This is a genomic window from Streptomyces tendae (assembly GCF_008632955.1).
Classification (GTDB): domain Bacteria; phylum Actinomycetota; class Actinomycetes; order Streptomycetales; family Streptomycetaceae; genus Streptomyces.
Window position 1 is genome coordinate 117,363 of record NZ_CP043959.1, and the last position, 20,141, is coordinate 137,503.

Annotated in this window: 20 protein-coding genes and 2 pseudogenes; 14 read left to right on the forward strand and 8 right to left on the reverse strand. The window is 74.3% G+C overall.

The window, feature by feature from the left end; all coding sequences use genetic code 11:
- Window positions 1–32 precede the first annotated feature (32 nt).
- Entirely contained in the window at window positions 33–827 is a 795-nt protein-coding gene (locus F3L20_RS00520) for a carboxypeptidase regulatory-like domain-containing protein (protein ID WP_150150942.1), read from the forward strand.
- A 120-nt stretch (window positions 828–947) separates the two neighbouring features.
- On the opposite strand, the gene F3L20_RS00525 is transcribed toward F3L20_RS00520, so the two are convergent.
- From F3L20_RS00525 to F3L20_RS00540, 4 genes are all read right to left on the reverse strand, one after another.
- A complete protein-coding gene (locus F3L20_RS00525; protein WP_145829137.1) occupies window positions 948–1,319 on the reverse strand; it encodes a DUF6479 family protein in 372 nt (123 codons plus the stop codon).
- 189 nt (window positions 1,320–1,508) lie between these two features.
- On the reverse strand, window positions 1,509–3,632 hold the full coding sequence (locus F3L20_RS00530) for an MMPL family transporter (RefSeq protein WP_150150945.1): 2,124 nt from the start codon (window positions 3,630–3,632) through the stop codon (window positions 1,509–1,511).
- A 195-nt stretch (window positions 3,633–3,827) separates the two neighbouring features.
- Window positions 3,828–4,142 carry a hypothetical protein gene (locus F3L20_RS00535; RefSeq protein ID WP_167534429.1) on the reverse strand — a complete coding sequence of 105 codons (315 nt, stop codon included), beginning with the start codon at window positions 4,140–4,142 and terminating at the stop codon, window positions 3,828–3,830.
- The gene (locus F3L20_RS00540) at window positions 4,139–4,525 is read right to left on the reverse strand and encodes an ArsR/SmtB family transcription factor (protein WP_150150948.1); all 387 of its coding nucleotides are present in this window, start codon (window positions 4,523–4,525) and stop codon (window positions 4,139–4,141) included. The genes F3L20_RS00535 and F3L20_RS00540 overlap by 4 nt, the downstream gene beginning before the upstream one ends.
- Before the next feature lie 122 nt (window positions 4,526–4,647).
- On the opposite strand from F3L20_RS00540, the pseudogene F3L20_RS00545 reads away from it, so the two are divergent.
- The 3 genes and pseudogenes from F3L20_RS00545 to F3L20_RS00555 all read left to right on the forward strand — a co-directional run.
- Window positions 4,648–5,103, forward strand: a pseudogene (locus F3L20_RS00545) (TetR/AcrR family transcriptional regulator); the annotation flags it as partial.
- Between the two features lie 116 nt (window positions 5,104–5,219).
- Window positions 5,220–5,600, forward strand: a complete 381-nt coding sequence (locus tag F3L20_RS00550; RefSeq protein WP_150150951.1) for a MerR family transcriptional regulator — start codon at window positions 5,220–5,222, stop codon at window positions 5,598–5,600.
- Between the two features lie 238 nt (window positions 5,601–5,838).
- On the forward strand, window positions 5,839–6,042 hold the full coding sequence (locus F3L20_RS00555; protein WP_004985680.1) for a cold-shock protein: 204 nt from the start codon (window positions 5,839–5,841) through the stop codon (window positions 6,040–6,042).
- 126 nt (window positions 6,043–6,168) lie between these two features.
- On the opposite strand, the gene F3L20_RS00560 is transcribed toward F3L20_RS00555, so the two are convergent.
- Window positions 6,169–7,056 carry a serine hydrolase gene (locus F3L20_RS00560; protein ID WP_150150954.1) on the reverse strand — a complete coding sequence of 296 codons (888 nt, stop codon included), beginning with the start codon at window positions 7,054–7,056 and terminating at the stop codon, window positions 6,169–6,171.
- Window positions 7,053–8,021: a LysR family transcriptional regulator gene (locus tag F3L20_RS00565; protein WP_150150957.1), complete on the reverse strand. Its 969-nt coding sequence runs from the start codon at window positions 8,019–8,021 to the stop codon at window positions 7,053–7,055. The genes F3L20_RS00560 and F3L20_RS00565 overlap by 4 nt, the downstream gene beginning before the upstream one ends.
- 85 nt (window positions 8,022–8,106) lie before the next feature.
- Here F3L20_RS00565 and F3L20_RS00570 point away from each other — a divergent pair, with 85 nt between their 5' ends.
- Together F3L20_RS00570 and bla are read left to right on the forward strand one after the other, a co-directional pair.
- Entirely contained in the window at window positions 8,107–9,738 is a 1,632-nt protein-coding gene (locus F3L20_RS00570) for a penicillin-binding transpeptidase domain-containing protein (RefSeq protein ID WP_150150961.1), read from the forward strand.
- Window positions 9,739–9,765: 27 nt separating this feature from the next.
- On the forward strand, window positions 9,766–10,686 hold the full coding sequence (gene bla / locus F3L20_RS00575; protein WP_150150964.1) for a class A beta-lactamase: 921 nt from the start codon (window positions 9,766–9,768) through the stop codon (window positions 10,684–10,686).
- A 25-nt stretch (window positions 10,687–10,711) separates the two neighbouring features.
- Here bla and F3L20_RS00580 read toward each other — a convergent pair.
- Window positions 10,712–11,031, reverse strand: a pseudogene (locus F3L20_RS00580) (antibiotic biosynthesis monooxygenase family protein).
- 76 nt (window positions 11,032–11,107) lie between these two features.
- A complete protein-coding gene (locus F3L20_RS33860) occupies window positions 11,108–12,103 on the reverse strand; it encodes an SCO2400 family protein (protein ID WP_167534430.1) in 996 nt (331 codons plus the stop codon).
- Between the two features lie 310 nt (window positions 12,104–12,413).
- Here F3L20_RS33860 and F3L20_RS00590 point away from each other — a divergent pair, with 310 nt between their 5' ends.
- The 8 genes from F3L20_RS00590 (at window position 12,414) to F3L20_RS00620 (ending at window position 20,125) form a co-directional block, all read left to right on the forward strand.
- Window positions 12,414–13,550 carry a sugar ABC transporter substrate-binding protein gene (locus F3L20_RS00590; RefSeq protein WP_150150967.1) on the forward strand — a complete coding sequence of 379 codons (1,137 nt, stop codon included), beginning with the start codon at window positions 12,414–12,416 and terminating at the stop codon, window positions 13,548–13,550.
- 97 nt (window positions 13,551–13,647) lie between these two features.
- A complete protein-coding gene (locus tag F3L20_RS00595) occupies window positions 13,648–13,866 on the forward strand; it encodes a DUF4287 domain-containing protein (protein WP_150150971.1) in 219 nt (72 codons plus the stop codon).
- An 84-nt stretch (window positions 13,867–13,950) separates the two neighbouring features.
- Window positions 13,951–14,898: an RNA polymerase sigma-70 factor gene (locus F3L20_RS00600; protein WP_150150974.1), complete on the forward strand. Its 948-nt coding sequence runs from the start codon at window positions 13,951–13,953 to the stop codon at window positions 14,896–14,898.
- A 101-nt stretch (window positions 14,899–14,999) separates the two neighbouring features.
- Window positions 15,000–16,211, forward strand: a complete 1,212-nt coding sequence (locus tag F3L20_RS00605) for an NAD(P)/FAD-dependent oxidoreductase (RefSeq protein ID WP_150150977.1) — start codon at window positions 15,000–15,002, stop codon at window positions 16,209–16,211.
- A 381-nt stretch (window positions 16,212–16,592) separates the two neighbouring features.
- Window positions 16,593–18,398, forward strand: a complete 1,806-nt coding sequence (locus F3L20_RS00610) for a sensor histidine kinase (protein ID WP_240810808.1) — start codon at window positions 16,593–16,595, stop codon at window positions 18,396–18,398.
- Window positions 18,308–18,979, forward strand: a complete 672-nt coding sequence (locus F3L20_RS34360; protein WP_240810809.1) for a hypothetical protein — start codon at window positions 18,308–18,310, stop codon at window positions 18,977–18,979. Before F3L20_RS00610 ends, F3L20_RS34360 begins: the two co-directional genes overlap by 91 nt.
- Complete coding sequence (locus tag F3L20_RS00615; RefSeq protein ID WP_150150980.1) at window positions 18,976–19,656, forward strand: response regulator; 681 nt, start codon at window positions 18,976–18,978, stop codon at window positions 19,654–19,656. The genes F3L20_RS34360 and F3L20_RS00615 overlap by 4 nt, the downstream gene beginning before the upstream one ends.
- A gap of 154 nt (window positions 19,657–19,810) precedes the next feature.
- A complete protein-coding gene (locus F3L20_RS00620) occupies window positions 19,811–20,125 on the forward strand; it encodes an SCO4225 family membrane protein (protein ID WP_150157170.1) in 315 nt (104 codons plus the stop codon).
- Window positions 20,126–20,141: the final 16 nt, after the last annotated feature.

The following is a 20,141-nucleotide window of genomic DNA, read 5'->3' on the forward strand; positions in this document are numbered from 1 at the left end:
TCCGTGCCGGCCGTACAGGGAGCCCGTCCACGATGAACAGGTCCAGCAAGACAGCGGCCGCCGTGCTGACGGCGGCCGGACTTCTCGCGGGCGCGTGGCTGCCCGCCGGTGCGGCGTCCGCCGCCGACGGCCCGGCGCCGTCCGCGGGTGACCGGGTGCTGTGGAGCGCCGTGACCATCCCGCCCGGCCGGGACGGCATCGTCGAGGCCGGGGGACTGCCGGGTCCGGCCCTCGGTGCCGACTCCACCCTCACCCTGACCGCTCCGGACGGGGCCCGGGTCACCGGTGCCCCCCTTTCCGCGGCCGGTTACCGGGGCGCGGTCGCCGCCGACGGCCGCAGCGCCGCGTACACGGCCACCTCGGCGGAGCAGCCGTGGCGTACCGGGACCTTCCCCTTCGTGCTGGCGGTGCCCGTGGACGCGGAGCCGGGGACCCGGCTGAAGGGCTGCGTGCTGCGGCTCGCGGACGCGCGGGGCGTCGCGCGGGCGACCGGCGGATGCCAGGTGACGGTGGGGCTGGCGTCGCCGGTCCTGTCCCGCCCCGAGTCCGGCGTTCCGCTGGGCGCCCGCCCGGCCGCCGCGGGCACGGCACACCCGGGTGCGCGGATCACCGTGTCCGACCAGGACGGGAACGAGGTGTGCACGGACACGGCGGGCCCCGACGGCCTGTGGAGCTGCGCCCCCGCCCGTGCTCTTCCGGACGGCCCGAACCGGCTCCAGGCCAAGGCCACCCTGAACGGCGTCAGCGCGACGAGCGAACAGATCCAGATCAGCGTCGGCTCCCCCACCCCGGAGTCCGCCCCGGCCCTGGCGGTCCCGCCCCGCTGACCGGGCCCCTCGGGGGCGCGGGGAACTGCGCGAAGGGGATCCGGGGGCGGGGCCCCGGATACGGTGGGCCCGCCCCACGGCTACGCGTCCTGTGTGGCGGGGGCACGTCGGACCGGCAGGTCAGACATGACCCGGGCCGCCGCTGCCGAAGGCCCCGCTCGAGCCGGGCAGCCAGCGCTTGCGCTGCTGGTCCCTTCCCGTCCTGGTACTGGCGTGGTGGAGCTCGTACGGCATCAGCCGTGAGCCACTCCTGGGCGTGAGCGGTATCTCGTCCGGCTCCCGCATCTCCCGCATCTCACGGATCGCACCGCCCTCCGGCAGCCTTGGCTGGTCCTCGGGGTTGGGGCGCGGCGACTCCTGGTCCATGTACCGCATTCCGGCACGTACGGCCCAGACCAGGGCGCCCGCCACGATGATGCCGCCGACGAAGGCCGCGGCCACGGCCCACTGGTGGTCACTGGCGGCCAGTTGTACAAGCGTTGCCGTGTTCATGTTTCCGAGTATGGCCCAGGAAATGTGATAAAGCTCCCGCTATGTCCGAATCGGTGCCGCCCCTCGTTCGGCCCGTCCCGAGGGGCGGCGGCCCGCCCGGGGTGGCAGTCTGCGGCCAGAGGGAAGGCCGGGACGGGCCGTCGCGTCCCCACGTGTGCAGCTCGGGGCCCGGCCCCGGCCTTCCCGTCTCTACGCCGACGTCCCGGCGACCCGCTCCCCGGCAGCCCCGACGGTCCGGTCGCCGCCCGCCCCGCCGTCCGTCCGCGGCGGCTCGCGGAACAGCCGCCCCGGCCACCAGAACCAGCGTCCGAGGTCCAGCGCGAGGGCCGGCACCAGGACCGTGCGCACGAGGAACGTGTCCAGCAGGACGCCGATCCCCACCAGCACCCCCATCTGCGCCAGGGTCACCAGCGGCAGCCCGGCGAACACCGCGAAGGTGGCCGCCAGCACCACACCGGCCGAGGTGATCACTCCTCCGGTGCTGGTCAGGCCCTCCAGGACACCGCGCGACCAGCCGAGGCGCGCGGTCTCCTCCCGCACCCGGTGCATGAGGAAGATGTTGTAGTCGATGCCCAGGGCGACCAGGAAGACGAAGCCCATGAGCGGGATCGACCAGTCGACGCCCGCGTAGCCGAGGACGTGCTCGAAGAGGAGGTTCGAGGCGCCGAGCGCCGCGAGGTAGGACAGCACCACGGTGGCCAGCAGCAGCACCGGCGCGACCAGCGCCCGCAGCAGCCCGACGAGCACCGCCAGGACGACCAGCAGCACCACGGGCACCACGGTCGTCAGGTCCCGGTCCGCTGCCCGCGCGGTGTCCAGGCTCTCCGCGGTGGTCCCGCCGACCAGGGCGTCCGCGCCGTCCACCGCGTGCACGGCGGTGCGCAGGGCGTCGACCGTGTCCTTGGCGGCCTCGCTGTCCGGGGCGTCCTCCAGCACCACCGACAGGGTGGTGAGGGAGCCGTCGGGCGTGCGGTCGCCGCCCGGTTCGACGCGGGCCACCCCGCTGACCCCGGACGCGGCCGCCCGCACCTCGCCGGCGGCCGGGGTACGGGCGACGATCCGCGCCGGGTCGGAGGCGCCCGACGGGAAGTGCTCGGAGATCCGCTCCTGGGCGACGACCGACTCGGGCTTGTCCTGGAAGATCTCCGCCTGGGTGAGTCCGAGGGAGATCCCGGCGGTGCTCAGCGCGAGCACTCCGGTGACCGCCACCGACATCAGCCACGACCAGCGCGGGCGCCGCGCCACCACGGCCCCGATGCGGGACCACACCGTGCGCTCCTTGCGCGCGGGCGTGCCGAAGCGGGGGACGAACGGCCAGAACACCCAGCGCCCGGCGAGGACGAGCAGGGCGGGCAGGACCGTGACCATGGCGAGGAACGCGCACACCACACCGACCGCGCCGACCAGGCCCAGCGAGCGCGAGGAGTTGATGTCGGCCAGCGCCAGGCAGGCGAGGCCCACGGCGATGGTGCCGGCCGAGGCGAGCACCGCGGGCCCGGAGCGTGTCAGGGCGATCCGCATCGCCGCGTGCCGGTCCTCGTGGGCGTGCAGTTCCTCCCGGTAGCGGGCGATGAGCAGCAGGGCGTAGTCGGTGCCGACGCCGAAGACCAGCACCATCAGCACGCCCGCGCTCTGCGGGTCGACGGGCAGCGAGGCGTGCTCGGCGAGCAGATAGGTGGAGGCCTGGGTGAGCACGGCGGCGAAGCCGACCGACAGCAGCGGGAACAGCCACAGCACGGGGCTGCGGTAGGTGATCAGCAGCAGCGCGGTCACCACCAGGCCGGTGGCGATCATCAGGGTGGAGTCCAGGCTGTCGAACACCGCCACGCTGTCCGTGAGGGACGCGGCCGGGCCGCCGACCTCGACGTCCGTGCCGGGCGGGGCGTTGGCCCCGGCGACGTCGCGCAGGGCGTCGATCGTGTCGGTGATCTCGTCCTCGCCGTCCAGCGGGACCACCGTCATCAGCGCCTCGCCGTCGTCGGACGGGAACGGTCCGGTGACCTTCTGTCCGGCGGCCACGAACCGGTCGAGGGCGGGACGCTCGGCGTCGGCGGCCTCCCGCGCGCCCGCGCCGGTGTAGACGACGACCGCGGGCATGATCGTGTCCGTACGGAACTTCTCCAGCTCCGTGTTGACCCGCGCGGACTCGGCGCCGTGCGGCAGGAAGGCGTTGGGGCCGCTGTCCTCCACGTCGCCGAGTTTCCCGGCCAGCGGGCCGAGCGCGACGGCGACGATCAGCCAGGCCGCGAGCACGGCCCACTTTCCGCGGCGCCCGCCGGGCGCACGCGCGATGCGCTGCAACAGGGCGCGCATGAGTACTCTCCTTGGTGTGAAGCGCACCGCCGGCCGGTGACGGCCGGCGCGGGGCGCACGGAGCCCGCACCACGGCGCTCAGGCTGTGACGACCTGCCGTGGTGGACGGGAAGGGGTGTGTCCGGGGCGTGTGCTTCCTCCGTACGGCCGGGAGTTGCCGCTCCCGGCCGTACACCTCGGTGCACGCGCGTCATGTCATTCGATCTCGCGCATCATCTTCTCCATCGATCCGACGGCGAGCCGGGTCTGTGTCAGCTCCTCCAGCAGCCGGCGCTGCTCGTCCGTGGTGCGGCGCTGCAACTCCACGGTGTCCTCGAGGAGTTGCGCGTACCGCGTGGCCAGCTCCTTGTACTGCTCCTCGCGCGCGGCCAGCATGCGGGCGCGCCAGGTCGCGGCCACCTGCCAGACGATCACGATCAGCAGGGTGAAGAACCCGGCCGCGCCGACGGCCCCGACCAGCACGCCGAGCTCCTCGGCTCCGGCGGCCTGCGTCACCAGTTGGTCGTTCACTTCGCTTCCTCTTTCGCGCCTCGGTCCGAGCGGCCCGTGCCGCGGTCGGCGGTGCCCGCGTCGACGTCGGTGAGCGTCGCGGCCGCGCGGGCGACGGTGTGCGGGGTGAGTTCGCAGACGAACGGCGTGACGTCGTAGTACTTGACGGTCTTGCCGTCGTCCGCGGCTTCGAGCGTGCCGGTGACGAGGCCCGCGGCCTCCAGCCGCTGCAGGTGCATGTGCAGCAGCGGCCGGCTGATGCCGATCTCGCGCGCCAGCGCGCTGACGTACGTGCGGTTCTGCACGAGTGCCGCCACGATCCGCATCCGGTGCGGGTTGCCGAGCGCGGAGAGCATCTTCAGCAGAACGTCGCCCGTGGGCGCCGGCGGCGGGACCTCGGGCATCACGGCCCCTTTCCCTCGTACCTGTCAGAAAAGGCTGACAGGGGTCCTGGGTACCTGTCAAAGATTTCTGACACATCTCAGGGTCGGATCGGGGGAGCCTCAGGGTCACGTCCGGGAGGCCCCGGAAACCGGACGCCTGGACGGGTCTGACCGGCTGCCTCGGCACCGTCTTCGCCACTCTGGCGGCCGATCGCGGCACCACCGACCTGATGACCACCCGTCTGCCGGACGTCGAGACGCTCCGCGCCGTGCACGCGCACCACCGCGAGACCGTCGACGTCCTGCTGGAGCGGGCACGCGCGCAGGGCGGCGTGCGCCCCGACGTCACCACCGAGGACCTGCTGTTCGCCCTTGCCGCACTGGGCCGCGCCGTGCCGGCCCTGACGGCCGCCACCGGTCCCGACGGCTGGCGCCGCCCCCTCGCCCTGTTCCTCGAAGGGCTCCGCGCCCCCGCCGGCACCCCGCGTCCGCTGCCCGGACGGGCGCTCGACGAGAGTGAACTCGGAAAGGTCCTCGGAGCGATGGGACCGCACCGGACCCGGCCCGACGGCGGGGCCGCGACGGCGGACGACACCTGAGCCGAAGACATCTGTATGCGCCACGACAGATTTTCCGCCGAGGCGACTAGAGTTTGGAGGTGGGGAACCCGCCCCCGTGGCGGACCATGCCCACTGTGGTCCGCGGAAAGGTGCGTATGCCTTCGGAAAGTCAGCCGTACGTCGACGGCCGGCAGCCGGACCAGGACCGGCCCCCCGTCGCCGACCGGCTCGACGACGACCACTTCCCGGCCTACACCATGGGCAGGGCCGCCGAACTGGTCGGAGCCACACCCGCGTTTCTCCGCGCGCTCGGCGACGCGCGGCTGATCACCCCGACACGCTCGGAGGGCGGCCACCGCCGCTACTCGCGCCATCAGCTCAGGCTCGCCGCCCGCGCGCGTGAGCTGGTCGACCAGGGCACCCCGGTCGACGCCGCGTGCCGCATCGTGAGCCTGGAGGACCAGCTGGAACGGGCCGAACAGATGAACGAGGACCTCCGCCGTCAGGGTGCGGACACGGTCCACGGACACCGGTGAAAACCTGCCCCGGCCGGCGCAGAATTTCCGCCCCGCTCGCGAGAAATTCTTATCGCTAAACACGCTGTCCGGGTTTATTCCAGTGATTTTCCTCGCTTGCCGCGAATCATTTCCGTGCTAGGCTGACGTCAGTTGCAGTTGTGGTTGCCAGTTTGCTACCGGGTCTCCGGGCAGGTGATCATCGCGACGATGTAGGGATTCGTAAAGTGCGATTCCCGCACTGTCTCAGGAGATAGATATGGCCACCGGTACGGTGAAGTGGTTCAACTCGGAAAAGGGCTTCGGCTTCATCGAGCAGGACGGCGGCGGCGCTGACGTGTTCGCCCACTACTCGAACATCGCCACCTCGGGCTTCCGTGAGCTCCAGGAAGGCCAGAAGGTGACCTTCGACGTCACCCAGGGCCAGAAGGGCCCGCAGGCGGAGAACATCGTTCCCGCCTGACCTGCACGCAGGTTTTGAAGAGCGGGTGCTCGCACGTTCCGTGCGAGCACCCGCTCTTCGCCGTTTCCCGGCCCTATTCCGTTTGATTTCCGGCCGCGATCCCCACGATCCCCGCGATCCCCGCCGTCACCGCGCGCGGAACGCCTTCGCGCGCAGGGCGTCCACCGCGATCCGTGCCGCCGTGCCGATCACCGCGTCGGCCGCCGGAAGAGTGGCCGCGGTGTGGGCGGTCCGGGTGAACACGGCGACCGCGTAACGGCCTCCGTCCGGGTACTCGACCACGCCCACCTCGTTGCGCAGGGTCGGCAGGCTGCCCGTCTTGCCGGCGACATGGACGTCGTCGAAGGGAAACCCCGAGGCCAGACGATGCGGCCACACCTGGAGCCCCATGATCCGCCGCATCGCGGCGCCGTGCTCCGGCAGGCCGGCCTCGTCCCGCCACACCGCCCCCAGCAGCCGGGTCATGTCCCGAGGCGTGCTGCGATTGGTGCGCGCCGGGTCCAGCGCCCGCAGCCGGCTCACCACCCGCGGGTCGGCGAGCGCCCGGGCGCCGTCCGGGCCGGCGTCCTGCCTCACGGTGGCGAGCATCTCGCCGAAGGAGTGCACGGCCAGCGTCCGGGTGAGTCCCAGCCGTGCCGTGGCGGTGTTCACGGCGTCCAGACCCACGCGGCTGAGCAGCAGGTCGGCGGCCGCGTTGTCGCTGACCGCCATCATCAGATAGGCGAGGTCGCGCAGGGACATCCGGGCCGCGTCCAGCATGGCGGCCACCCCCGTGGGCCCCGCCGTGCGGTCCCCCGGCACGGTCTCCACCTGTTCGGTGAGGTCCAGCTCGCCCCGCGCCGCCCGCTCGTGCAGGGCCACCAGCAGGCACAGCTTGTGGACGCTGGCGGTGCACACCGGCTGGTCGGCCCCGGCGTCCAGCTGCTCACCCGAGTCGATGTCGAGCGCGTGCAGCCAGCCGGTGACCCCGGCGTCGGCGAGGGCCGCGTGGATGCGGGCGACGGCGTCCGTCACAGCCAGTACTCCGATGCCGGTCGCAGGTGCAGGGGACGGTCCGGCACGTCGGGGACCGCGCCGGCGGCGGTGCTCAGGGCGTGCGTGACCGCCTCGGCGAAGGCCTGCACGGCGGCGTCGCCGCGCCCCTTCGGCCAGGCCGCGGAGTGCCGCAGCGCCGGGGCCCCGCCGGTGAGCGGACGCCACACGACGTCCGCCTCCCCGTTTGCGGGGTCCGGAGGGGCGGCGTCGCGCGGGCACAGGGCGACGGCCCCGGAGGACAGCACCAGGCCGCGGACGAAGCTGGTGCCCTGGCCGTGACGTACGGCGGCGGGGGTGAAACCGCCCCGGGCGCAGGTGGTCAGCAGGTCGTCGTAGAGGGCCGGGGCGGCCGTACGGGGGAAGAGGATCAGGTCCCGGCCGGCCAGTGCGGGCAGCGGGACCGCGTCGGAGCCGGCCGCCGGGGTGCCGGCCGGCAGCAGCACGCCCAGCTCCCGGCGCAGCACCGGGCCCAGCTCCAGACCGGTCACGTCGCACGGATGGTGCACGACGCCGACGTCCAGGTCGTGGGCCGCGAGCCGTTCCAGCTGCTGGGCGGTGGACAGCTCGTGCAGCTCCAGTTCCAGACCGGCGTGACGGTCGCCGAAGCCGGCCAGCAGCGCGGCGACGGTCTCGCCGGAGAGGTCGGGAGGCAGGGCGGCGCGCAGCAGTCCCGTCTCGCCGTCCCGCACCCGGCGGGCGGTGGCACGGAACGACTCGGTGCGGGCGAGGACCTCCCGCGCCTCGGCCAGCAGCAGCCGTCCCGCCTCGGTGATCCGCACCTGGCGGCTGGTGCGCTCGAACAGACGCACGCCCAGCTCCCGTTCCAGGCGCTGGATGCGCTGCGACAGAGGCGGCTGGGCGATGCCGAGACGGGCCGCGGCACGGCCGAAGTGTGACTCTTCTGCAACAGCCACGAAGCACTCCAGGTGCCGCACCAGGTCCACGACCAGTCATCATATCGAGTGTTGATCGGTCCATGATTGATAGCGGACTTGGACGGACGGCCGTCCGCGCTGCTGTGGTCGGGGCATGCACACATTTCCCGACCTTCCCCCTTCCGGTTCCCGTCGGCGTCCGCGCAGGGCGGTCAGGGCCGTCGTCGCCGTGACGGCGGTGGCCGCGGTCGCCGTGGGCGGCGCCTGGGCGGCCGGCCTCGGCCCCTTCGCGGGCGAGAGCGGACCCGACCCCGACGCGGTGGCCGAGGCGCGCGCGTTCCTCGCCGACTGGTCCGCCGGACGGCTCCCGGACGCCGCCGCCCGCACCACCAGACCCGACCGCGCGGAGGAGGTGCTGCGCAGCTTCACCGCCGGGCTCGACATCGAGAAACCGGTGCTCACGGCCGGGAAGCCCGAGGAGGACGAGGAGGCCGACGAGCACGCCGTCACCGTGCCGTTCACCGCCCGGATGCCCGTCACCGGTCTCGGCACCTGGACCTACGCCGCCGAGCTGCCGCTGCGCGAGCGGGGCGGCGAGTGGAAGGTGGACTGGCGGCTGTCGGTGGTGCACCCGCGGCTCAGCGGGACGGAGAAGTTCCGCCTGGAGCGCGAGGAGGCCGAACCGGTCAGGGCGGACGACCGCGACGGCCGGACGCTGTCCGTGGCCGAACACCCCTCCCTCGGCCCGGTCCTCGGCCAGCTGGGGCGCGGCCGGGGCGGCGGAGGACCACGCGGGGCCGTGCAGCTCGTCGACCGGGTCACCGGGGACGTCCGGCGCACCGAGGCGGCCTTCGGGTCCACCGACGTCCGCGAGGACGACGGCCCCCTGCGCACCACCCTCGACGCCCGCTGGCAGGCGGCCGCCGAACGGGCCCTGAAGAGCTCCGGCGGCAGGAACGCGGCGCTCGTCGCCCTGCGCGTCGAGGACGGCGAGATCCTCGCCGTGGCCAACTCCCCCGCCACCGGCTTCAACCGGGCCGTCTCCGGCACCTACGCCCCCGGCTCCACCTGGAAGATCGTCACCAGCAGCGCTCTGCTGCTGAAGGGCGCGGTCGCACCGGACGACGTCGTGGACTGTCCCCGGTACCTCACCGTCGGCAAACGGTTCCAGAACGTGGAGACCTCCGCCCACCCGGGCGCCACCTTCCGCAAGGCCTTCACCGAGTCCTGCAACACCGCCTTCATCGGCCTGCGCGACAGGCTCGGCGACGGCGAGCTCGGGGACGTCGCGAAGGAGTACTTCGGCGTCGGCCAGACCTGGCACGTGGGTGTCCCCTCCTACGACGGGTCCGTGCCGGTGTCGCGCGACGCCACGGAGAAGGCCGCGTCGATGATCGGCCAGGGCCGGGTGCAGGCCAACCCGCTGATCATGGCGTCGGTCACCGCGACGGCCGTGTCCGGCACCTTCCACCAGCCCGTCCTCGTCGCCGGCACGGAGGACACCACCAGGACGCGGGCGCTGCCGCCCGGGGTCGTGTCCCAGCTCCGGGCGCTTCTGCGGGCCACCGTCACCGAGGGCACCGCCCGCGCCCTGGCACCGCTGGCCGGTGAGGTCGGCGGAAAAACCGGCACCGCCGAGGTCTCCGACGACCAGGAGAACAACGGCTGGATGGTCGCCCACCGCGACGGCGTCGCCGTGGCCTGCGTGGTCGAGGAGGGCGTCACCGGCGGCGGCTCGGCCGGACCGGTGCTCCACGCCCTGCTGTCCGCCGCACCCCGCTCCTGACCCGCCCCCACCCGGAAGGAACCCCTCGTGACCGCACGCCCCTCCCGCCGCGCCCTGCTGCTGACCGCCGCCCTCGCCCCCGTCGCGGGCTGTGCCACCGACGCCCCGGACCGCGCACCGGGCCGCGGCGCCCCCGCGACCCCGGACCGCACCACCCCGTCACCGGTCAGCCCCCGCAACCTCACCGCCCTGGAGCGCGAGTACGGCGCCCGGCTCGGGGTGTTCGCCGTCGACACCGGCACCGGCGCCACCGTCGTCCACCGGGCCGACGAACGCTTCGCGCTCTGCTCCACCTTCAAGACCCTCGCCGCCGCCGCGCTCCTGGACCGCCGGCCCGGGGCGCGCCTGGACGAACGGATCACCTACGGCGCGGCCGACCTGGTGCCGTACTCCCCGGTCACCGAGAAGCACACGGGCAAGGGCATGACCGTACGGGAGCTGTGCGACGCGGCGGTGCGGTACAGCGACAACACGGCCGCCAACCTGATGCTGCGCGAGCTCGGCGGACCGCGCGCCCTGACCGCCTACGTCCGCGGGCTCGGCGACCGGGTGACCCGGCTGGACCACACCGAGCCCGAGCTGAACAGCAACCCGCCCGGCGACCCGCGCGACACCACCACGCCGCGGGCGATCGCCGCCGACTACCGCGCCCTGGTCCTCGGCGACGCCCTGCCGGGCGCCGGGCGCGCCCAGCTCACCGACTGGCTGGTACGCAACACCACCGGCGACCGGCGCATCCGGGCCGGCGCGCCCCGGGGCTGGACGGTGGGGGACAAGACCGGCACCGGCGAGTGGGGCCGGGCCAACGACGCGGCCGTGCTGTGGCCCGGGAACGGCCGCTCCCCCATGGTGCTGTCCGTCCTCACCGAACGCCCCGACCGCGACGCCGCCGCCAGCGACGAGCTGGTGGCGGAGGCGGCACGGCGGGTGCTGGACGTCCTGGCGTGACGCGGGCCCCGCCAGGCCTGACGGATCAGCCCTGGCGGGGCGCCGCCTGCTGGACCACCTCGAAGGACCACAGGGTGGCGTCGGTGGCCGCCGGACGGGGCTTGTCGCCCTGCGTACCCGCGTGGGCGGCCTGGCCACGGCCGGCCATCCAGCGCTGGAAGTCCTCCTCGGTCCGCCAGCGCGTGTAGACAAGGTAGGTGTCGGTGCCTCGACCGGGCGCAGCAGCTCGAACCACTCGAACCCGTCCGAGCCCTCCACCGCCCCGGCCCGTGCGGCGAACCGCTTCTCCAGGGTCTCGCGCTGGTCCTCGGGAACCGTGAGTACGTTGATCTTGACGACGCTCATGTCCCGATTGTCCCGCAGACTCCGTGAGGTGCGCCGGGCGGGGCGGGCCTCCGGACGGCCCGCCCCGGACGCGCGGTCAGCCGATGCAGAGCAGCAGCAGGCAGAGCCGGGGGTCCTCCGGCTCGGCGGACGGCGGGGGCGTGCCGGGCGCGGGCTGCGTGGCGCCGCTGCCGCCGTCGCCCGCGTCGCCGCTCCCGCCCCGCTCCCCGTCGTCGGCGGACGGCGGGGTGAGGTGGGCGGGTGGTCGTGCCGGAGCCGCCCGTGCCGGACGTCGCTCCGCGGCCGGTGCCCTGGCTCGTCTCCGTACGGGAGCCCGAGCGGGAGACGGACCCCGGTGCCTCGGACCGGTCCCCGGTGGGGACTTCGGTGGCGGCGGTGCGGTCGGTGTGGGTGCGCGACGCGGGGGCGGTGGTGGCCGGCGCGGACCCGGTACGGACCGGGCCGCGGCGGTCGTCGGCCGCCGGGGAGCGGTCGTACGGTCCGGGGAGCGGCCGGGCGGTGGGCCGTCGTCCGTGGTGCCCGTGGTCCCGCCCATGCCGCGCAGGTCGGGCGCGGTGGCGGCCTGGGCGCGCTCACCGCCGCCCCGGTCCGTCGAGGCGAGGGTGATGCCGCCGCCGACGAGCGCCACGGCCGTGGCGACCAGGGCGCGCCGCTGCGTCTTCCGCCACCGGGCCAGCTGCCGCCGTCGTGCCGCCCGTCCGGTACCGGAACTCGAGGGGACGGTGCGCGGTGAGCCGTCCACGGGGCCGGACCCGGCGGGCCGTTCGGCGTCGGCGGACCGTTCGGGAGCGGTCGGCCGTTCGGCGGCGGGCCGTGCGGACGCGGTCAGGGGGACAGGGTCGATGGAGCGTGCCGGTGAGGTGAACCATCCGGCGTCCGCCCGCCGTTCGTCACCGTCACCGTCACCGTCACCGTCACCGGCACCGGTGGCCGGGCCGGACGTCGTCGCCGCCGCTCCCGGGACGCGGTCACCGCCCACCACGCCGGGCGCGATGTCGGGGGCGTAGGCGCCGCAACCCGGGCAGACCAGGGCGCCGTTGAGGTGCCGGCGACACGTGGAGCAGTAGTCCATCCGCTGACTTCCTGAGGTGTCGTACCGGGCGACCGTGCGGGGACGGGCGGCCCGGACCGGGCGGGGGAACAGCCACGCTAGCCAGGCCCACGGCCCGCTGTGTGCAGCCGGTGTGCCGCTCCTGCGCACATTCTCGGCGCGCCTGGGGGGAAGGTCGTGAGCACGTGTGCCGCACCACCGCACAACGGACACACTGCGAAGCGACGTTCTGGGCCCGGCCGGACGTCGGCCCCGACGCCGTACGGAGTGCCGCGTCAGCCGTCCAGCCGCCCCCCCCATGCCGCACGTCCGCCCGGAAGGCGCCCCCACGTTGAAGACCCGTACCACCGCCCCGGCCGCCGCACGCCGTTACGCTCTCGCGCTGACCGCGTCGCTGTCGGCACTCTCCCTCACCGCATGCGGCGTCCTCGGCGCGAGCGGTGACCACGGCGCGGACGCGCGCGCCAAGGACTACGACATCACCGTGGGCCTGCTGCTGCCCGACCGGGACACGGCGCGCTTCGAAAAGTTCGACTACCCGCTCATCAAGGAGCGGATCGCCTCGGAGACCGACCGGAAGGGCAAGGTGGTCTACGCCAACGCCGGGGGCAGCCAGGAGAAACAGAGCGAGCAGTTCCGGAAGATGGTCACCGACCAGGTCGACGTGATCCTCGTGGACGCGGTCGACGCGCGGGCCGTCGCGCCCGACGTGCGCCGGGCCAAGGAGGCGGGGATACCCGTCATCGCCTACGACCGGCTCGCCGAGGGCCCGATCGACGCCTACGTCTCGCACGACAACGAACTCGTCGGCCAGGTGCAGGGCCGCGCCCTCGTCAACGCGCTCGGCGAGAAGGCCGAGACCAGCAAGGTCGTCATGATGCACGGCGAGCCCGCCGACCCGAACACGAAGCTGTTCAAGAAGGGCGCGATGGGCGAGCTGGACGGCAAGGTGGACATCGCCGCGTCGTTCGACACGAAGAAATGGCTGCCCGAGGTCGCGGCGGCCAACATGCGCAAGGCGATCAAGAAGGTCGGCGCCGGCAACGTCGCCGCCGTCTACTCGGCGAACGACGGCATGGCCGGTGCGGTCATCCAGGAGCTTCAGGAGGCGGGCGTCACCGAGCTGCCGCCGGTGACCGGGCAGGACGCGGACCTCGCGGCGGTGCGGCGGATCGTCGACGGCACGCAGTACATGAGCGTGTACAAGTCCTTCCTGCTGGAGGCGACCGGGGCGGCCGACATGGCCGTCGCCAAGGTGCAGGAGCGGGCGATCCAGTTCGACGCCCTGGCCCGCGACGTGATCGACAGCGGGTCGCAGAAGGACATCCCCGCGATGCTGGTCCCGGTGGTCGCCCTCACCCCGGAGAACATCGAGGACACGGTGATCGCCGACGGCGTCTACACCGTCCGGGAGATCTGCACCCCGGATCACGAGGACGACTGCGCGAGGATCGGTCTCACCCCATGACCGTGACGCGGGTCACGTCCGCCCGCCGCTGACTTCCGGTCCTTCCCCCGGTCGACCCTCCTGACAGTGGCCGCACGCGATGGAAGGACCGGTCGTCATGAGCGCACAGGTGAAGGGCCCCGCCAGCTATTTCCCCTCGATCGAGAAGAAGTACGGCCGCCCCGTCGCCGAGTGGAAGGACCTCATCCGCTCGTCACCGCTGACCCGCCACATGGAGCTCGTCACCTGGCTCAAGACCGAGCACGGGCTGGGACACGGTCACGCCAACGCCCTCGTCGCCCACACCCTCGCCGAGGGGACCGCCCCCCGGGCCTAGCCGGGCGGGCCTCCGGGTCCCCGCCGGACGGCCCCGTTCCGGAGGCGCGGGGACGGTGGGCGGGGCGCGCCTAGGATCGGCGGCATGGCCCCGCGTACGAGCGACGTGAACCGTTTCCTGGCTGCCAAGCCCCGGCTGGAGGCCATCGCCTACCGGCTGCTCGGCTCGGCGAGCGAGGCGGAGGATCTGGTGCAGGAGACGTATCTGCGCTGGCAGGACGCCGACCCCGACCGGATCGAGGTGCCCGAGGCGTGGCTGACGAAGGTGCTCACCAACCTCTGTCTCAACCAGCTGACCTCGGCCCGCGCCCGGCGCGAGACGTACGTGGGGCAGTGGCTGCCGGAGCCGCTGCTCGCCGGTGACCCCATGCTCGGACCCGCCGACACCGCCGAACAGCGGGAGTCGGTGTCGTACGCGATGCTCGTGCTGCTGGAGCGGCTCTCGCCGGACGAGCGGGCGGTGTACGTGCTGCGGGAGGCGTTCGGCTACCCGCACAAGGAGATCGCCGAGATCCTCGACGTCAGCGAGGCCGCCAGCCAGCAGATCCTGCACCGGGCCAGGAAGCACGTGGCCGCGGGCAGGGCGCGCCGGGAGATCGACGAGACGGCCGCGCGGCGGATCGTCGACGAGTTCATCGCGGCCGCCACCAGCGGGCGGACCGAGCCGCTGGTCGCGCTGCTCACGCAGGACGTCGTCGCGGTCGGCGACGGCGGCGGGAAGGTTCCGGCCCGTGCCAAGGGGTTCGCCGGCGTCAAGGCGGTGGCCACCTTCCTGCGCGGCATGTTCACCCCGGGCAGGGCCAAGCGCGAGGTGGTGGGCGGGTCGCCCGCGATGTACGCGGCGACCGCGAACGGCGAACCGGCGGTCGTGGCGGTGCTCGACGGCCGGGTCATCGGCGTGATGTGCCTGGAGGTCACCAACGACGGCATCGTCGCCGTCCGCAGCCAGGTCAACCCCGACAAGCTGGAGCGCGTGACGGAGCGCTGGGCCGCCGCCGACCACGGGGAGCCGGTGCTGCGGGACGTCTACTGAGGCGCATCCGTCGCATGTGACGCAGGTCACATTGTTTTCCTGTCAGGGATCGGCGGGCTGCCCGGTTCAAGGGGCGAACCAGTCGACGACAGGAGCCTGCCATGCAGCACCGCATCATCGTCCTCGGAGCCGGATACGCCGGAGCCTCCGCCGCCGGGCGTCTGGCCAGGCGGCTGCACCGTGACGACGTCTCCCTCACCCTCGTCAACGCCGAGCCCGACTTCGTGGAGCGCGTCCGCAACCACGAGCTGGCCACCGGGCGCACCCTCCCCCACCGGCCGCTGGCCGACGTGCTCGGCGGGACCGAGGTGGAACTGAAGGTCGCGACGGTCACCGCCGTCGACGTCGACCGCAAGGCCGTCGCCGTCACCGGTGCCGACGGCGCGGAGGAGCTGACGTACGACACCCTCGTGTACGCCCTGGGCAGCGGCTGGAACGACCAGGGTGTGCCCGGCGCCGCCGAGCACGCGTACGAGATCGCCGGCCGGGCCGGCGCGCTGAAGGTGCGCGAGCGCCTCGCCGGGCTGGGCGCGGGCGCGTCCGTGGTCGTGGTCGGCGGAGGTCTCACCGGTCTGGAGGCGGCTACCGAGATCGCCGAGTCCCGTCCGGACCTGGAGGTCACCCTCGCCGCCCGGGCCGGCCTCGGGGACTGGCTGTCGCCGAAGGGCGCCCGGTACGTACGGGAGGTCTTCGGCCGGCTCGGCATCACCGCGCGGGAGAACGCGGACGTCACGGCCGTCGAGGACGGCCGGGTCGTCACCGCCGACGGGACGGTCCTGCCGTCCGCGCTCACCGTGTGGACCGCCGGGTTCGCCGTCCACCCGATCGTGAAGGCCACCGCGCTGGAAGCCGGCGACGACGGCCGGATCGTGGTCGACGACACCATGCGCTCGGTCTCGCACCCGGACGTGTACGCCGTCGGCGACGTGGCCCTGGTGCGAGGTCCCGGCGACAAGCCGCTGCGGATGTCGTGCGCGACCGGCACGCCCACCGCGTGGCAGGCCGCCGACGCGATCGCCGCGCGGCTGACCGGCGGGAAGCTGCCCCACGTACCGCTGCGCTACTTCAACCAGTGCGTCTCGCTGGGGCGCAAGGACGGACTCATCCAGTACGTCACCGCCGACGACCGCGCGGTGAACGCCGCCCTGACCGGACGGCTCGCGGCGTTCTACAAGGAGCTGATCTGCAAGGGCGCGGCGTGGGGTGTGGCCCACCCGACCCTCGGCATGCCGACCCGCCGCCGCCGTCTGCCGCGCCCGGAGACCGCGCCGTCCGCCCCGGCCGCGGAGCCGGCCCCGGAAACGGCGGCCTGACCGGCCGCCGCCGCCATCCGCCGCCGGCCGCGGTCCGCCGGGCCGGCCCGGGAGGGATGCCCTCGGGGCCGGCCCGACGGTGGGGCTGCTCCTCCGCGCCCCCGACGCATGGCGTCGGGGGCGCGCACCGGTTCCCGACCTCGCCGGACCGCTCCGTCCCGTTCCGGCCACAGCCCCGAGGCATCACGGGGCGTCGCACCCGAGCGAGCCGCACCCGGCCGGAGCGGGCAGAGCGGAGTTGCCGTACCGCGCCGGCCCGCCACCCTCCCGACGCCCCGGAGAACGGCCCCCGGCCGTCCCCTCTGCACCCAGGGACAGAGGGCGGAATCCCCCTTCGGCCGGAGGAGGATGCGGGGATACCGGACCTAGCCTGGTCACGTCATGAAACGCAACGACGACCGGCTGGTACCGGTCCTGCTGCTGTGCGCCCAGGCCCTGGTGTGGCCGGGGGCGGCACTGGTGCGCGGCGCCATCCCGTCCGCGTCCGCCCTGCTCGTGGCGGCCCTCGTCGCCGCTTCCGTCACCGGCGTGCTCACGCTGCGCCGCAGCCGGCCGGTGGCCGCGCTCGTGGTGGTGGCCGCCGCCTGCGCGCTCGGCGCCGGCCCGCTGCCCGCCGGGGCCACGGCGGTGCTCGGGACCGCCGGTGTCGCGCTCGCCCTGTGGGCGGTGGCGACCGGGCGCGACACCTTCACCACCCTGCTGTGCGGCACGTCCCTCGCCGTCTGGCAGCTGCTGTACGGCCTCACCCTGCACCGGCTGAGCGACCGGGACGGACTCGACCTCGTCCTCACCGCCCTGCTGTACGCCACCACGTGCGGCGCCGGTCTGCTCACCCGCCGCGCCCGTCGTACCCGCCAGGCGTCCGAACACCTGCTGCGCCGCGCCGAGTCCGAGCGCCACCGGCTCCCGGCCGTTGAACGCCGCCGTATGGAACGGGAGTTGCACGACGTCAGCGCCCACCACCTGACGGCCGTGGTGGTCACCGCCGGCGCCGCCCTGGGCCTGCGCGAGACCCGTCCCGAACTCGCCGACGAGGCACTGCGGTTCGCCGTGGAAACCGGTCACGAGGTCACTCGGGCGCTCGGCGCGGTGCGGGCCCCCGCCCCCTCGGCCGCCGATCTGCCGTCACCCGAGGAACGGCTGCTCGGCCTGGTCGCCGGGTTCCGGCGGATCGGCCAGCCGGTCGACTGCGAGACCGACCCCCTGCCGGAGGGCGCCGTCGCGGACGCGGTGTACGGCATCGTGCGCGAGGGCCTCACCAACGGGGCGCGGTACGCGCCCGGCGCGCCGACGCGGGTGCGCTGCCGGTACGGCGACGACCGCACGGACGTCGTGGTCACCAGCGGTGCCCCGCTGCCCGGCACCCCGGCGCACGGCGCGGACCTCGGCGGCGGACGCGGCCAGGGCATCCTGCGCTCCCGTGCCCGGGAGGCCGGCGGCACCCTGACCACCGGCCCGACGGCGGACGGCGGCTGGGAGGTGCGGGCGGTCCTGCCCGGCCGGACCGCCGGGCCCGCCGACCGGCCGGGCGCGCGCGGCTACCGCGTGGCCCAGGTGACGGCCGCGGCCGGACTCGTCCTGCAGCCGCTGCTGCCGGTGGTGGCGATCCGGGCGGAGGACACCTCTACGGGGTCGTCCGTGTCGGCGGGCGTGCTGTTCGCGCTGCTCGCGGCGGGGCAGGCGGTCACGCTCCTGTGGCTGCGGCGGGCCCCGCGCACGGCGTACGGCGCTCTCGCGGTGCTGGCCCTGCTGTGGCCGGTGGCGGCGGCCGCCGGTGACTACACCGGTCCGGTCCTGCTGCCGCCCGCGCTGAGCATGCTGGCCACCTGCGTGGCGCTCGCGTCGGACGGTCCGCTGCGGTCCGGTGGGGGCTGGTCGCGCAGTTCCCGCGCGCCCTTCGGGGCGCCGGTCGGACAGCCACCCCGGGGCGCGGCGAACTGCGCGGACGGCTCCGCGGCTGCCCTCTCATCCTCCCGCGAACTCTTGCGGGGGCGATCGCGGTGCACACTGCTGCCGTCACCGCTGCCGTGTCGGACCGGGGAACCGGGGTGCCCGCCTGGGCGGTCGTCGTCGTGGCCCTCGCGGGGACGGTCCCGGTGCTGTCCGCCGCCCACCGCGTCGGCACGCTGCGCGGACGCCGCCTCCAGGACGCCCGCACCGCGCGGGACGGCCGCCTCGGCGCGCTGACCGGGGAGGCGGTCCGCGACGCGTGGGCCGAGCGCCGCCGGATCGCCGGCGGTCTGGAGACCACCGTGCTGGCCCGCACCGCCGACATGGTCGCGGAGGCGGAGGCGGGCAGGCTGGAGGCGACCGCCGAGCGCGCCCGGGAGGCCCTGGCCGCGATGCGCGCGCTGCTCGACGCGGTCCGCGACGACGAGGAGCGGCCCGCGCTGCGTCCGCAGCCCACGCTCCAGGCGCTGGACCTGCTGGCCCGCCAGTGCCGGGCCACCGGCCGGGAGGTGGACATACGCCTCACCGGGCGGGTGCCGGAGCGGCTGCCCGCCGCCGTGGACCTGGCCGCCTACCACGCCGCCGAGACGGTGCTCGCCACCGGCGGCGACCATCCCACGGCACTCGAACTGGACGCCGCGGACGGTACGTTGACGATCACGGCCACCGGGGTTCCGTCCGCCGCCCACCCGGCCGTACGGGAGCGGCTCGTGGCGCGGGTCGAGGCCCTCGCCGGCACCCTGACCACCGGACCGGCGGACACCGTCCGTCTCCTGCTGCCCCTCGCACCGGGCGACGGGGAGGAGGGGGAACGATGAGCCTCAAGGTGCTGGTCGCCGACGACCAGGGCATCGTGCGCGCGGGATTCGCCGCCGTGATCGACGCCGAGCCGGACCTGACGGTCGTCGGTGAGGCCGCCGACGGGGCCGCGGCGGTGCGGCTCGCCGGACAACTGGCGCCGGACGTCGTCGTGATGGACGTACGGATGCCCGAACTGGACGGCATCGCCGCGACCCGGATCATCACCGGCCGCCCGGACGCGCCCAGGGTCCTGGTGCTGACCACCTTCGACCTCGACGCCTACGTCTTCGACGCCCTGCGGGCGGGCGCCTCCGGCTTCCTGCTCAAGGACGTGTACGCCGCCGAACTGCTGCGCGGGATCCGGGTGGTGGCGGCGGGCGAGAGCGTCCTCGCGCCCTCGGCGACCCGCCGGCTCATCGGCCATTACGCGGCCGCGGGCGCCGCCCCGGGGGCGGCCGGGCGGATCCGTGAGCTGTCCGGTCTGACCGACCGCGAGCACGGCGTCCTGACCCTGGTCGCCGCCGGACTGACCAACGCGGAGATCGCCGAGCAGCTCGGCATCACCGTCGGCACGGTGAAGTCCCACGTCAACGCGTTGCTGCGGAAGCTGGGGCTGCGGGACCGGGTGCAGGCGACGATCCTCGCCTACGACCTTGGCCTCGCCCGCCCGAACCCTCCCGGCACCGCGGTGTGACCCGGCCCGACCGGCCCGGCGTCCCGCACGCCCCCGAAACCCCCGCAGCACCTGTCCTGTACCAGACGTACCGACTACCAGACGCACCGACCCGAGGATCATGAACATGACCAGCATCAGCACCGCCGGCAGCGCCTCCGAGGAGCCCACCGCCATGACCGGACGAACCGACCGTACTCTTCTCGGCCGCCTGCGCCACCTCTACGGCGACGTCTTCGCCCTCCTGTACCTCGCGGTCTGCGCGGGCCTCACCGTGTGGGCGTTCGCGGTGAGTGCCGGCGAGAACGAGGACGCGTCCTTCGCGGGCGTCATACCGGTGCTCGCCACCGCCCCGGCCAGTCTGGTCCTGCTGGCCCTGCCGGGAGGCGGCATCGCGTCCTTCCTCCTGGCGGTCGTCGTCGGCGCGCTGGTCAACGCAGCCGTCATCGGCTGGTGCTCGCGCCGCCTGCGCCGGGGCCCGGCGCACTGAACCGGCCCGGGGTGTG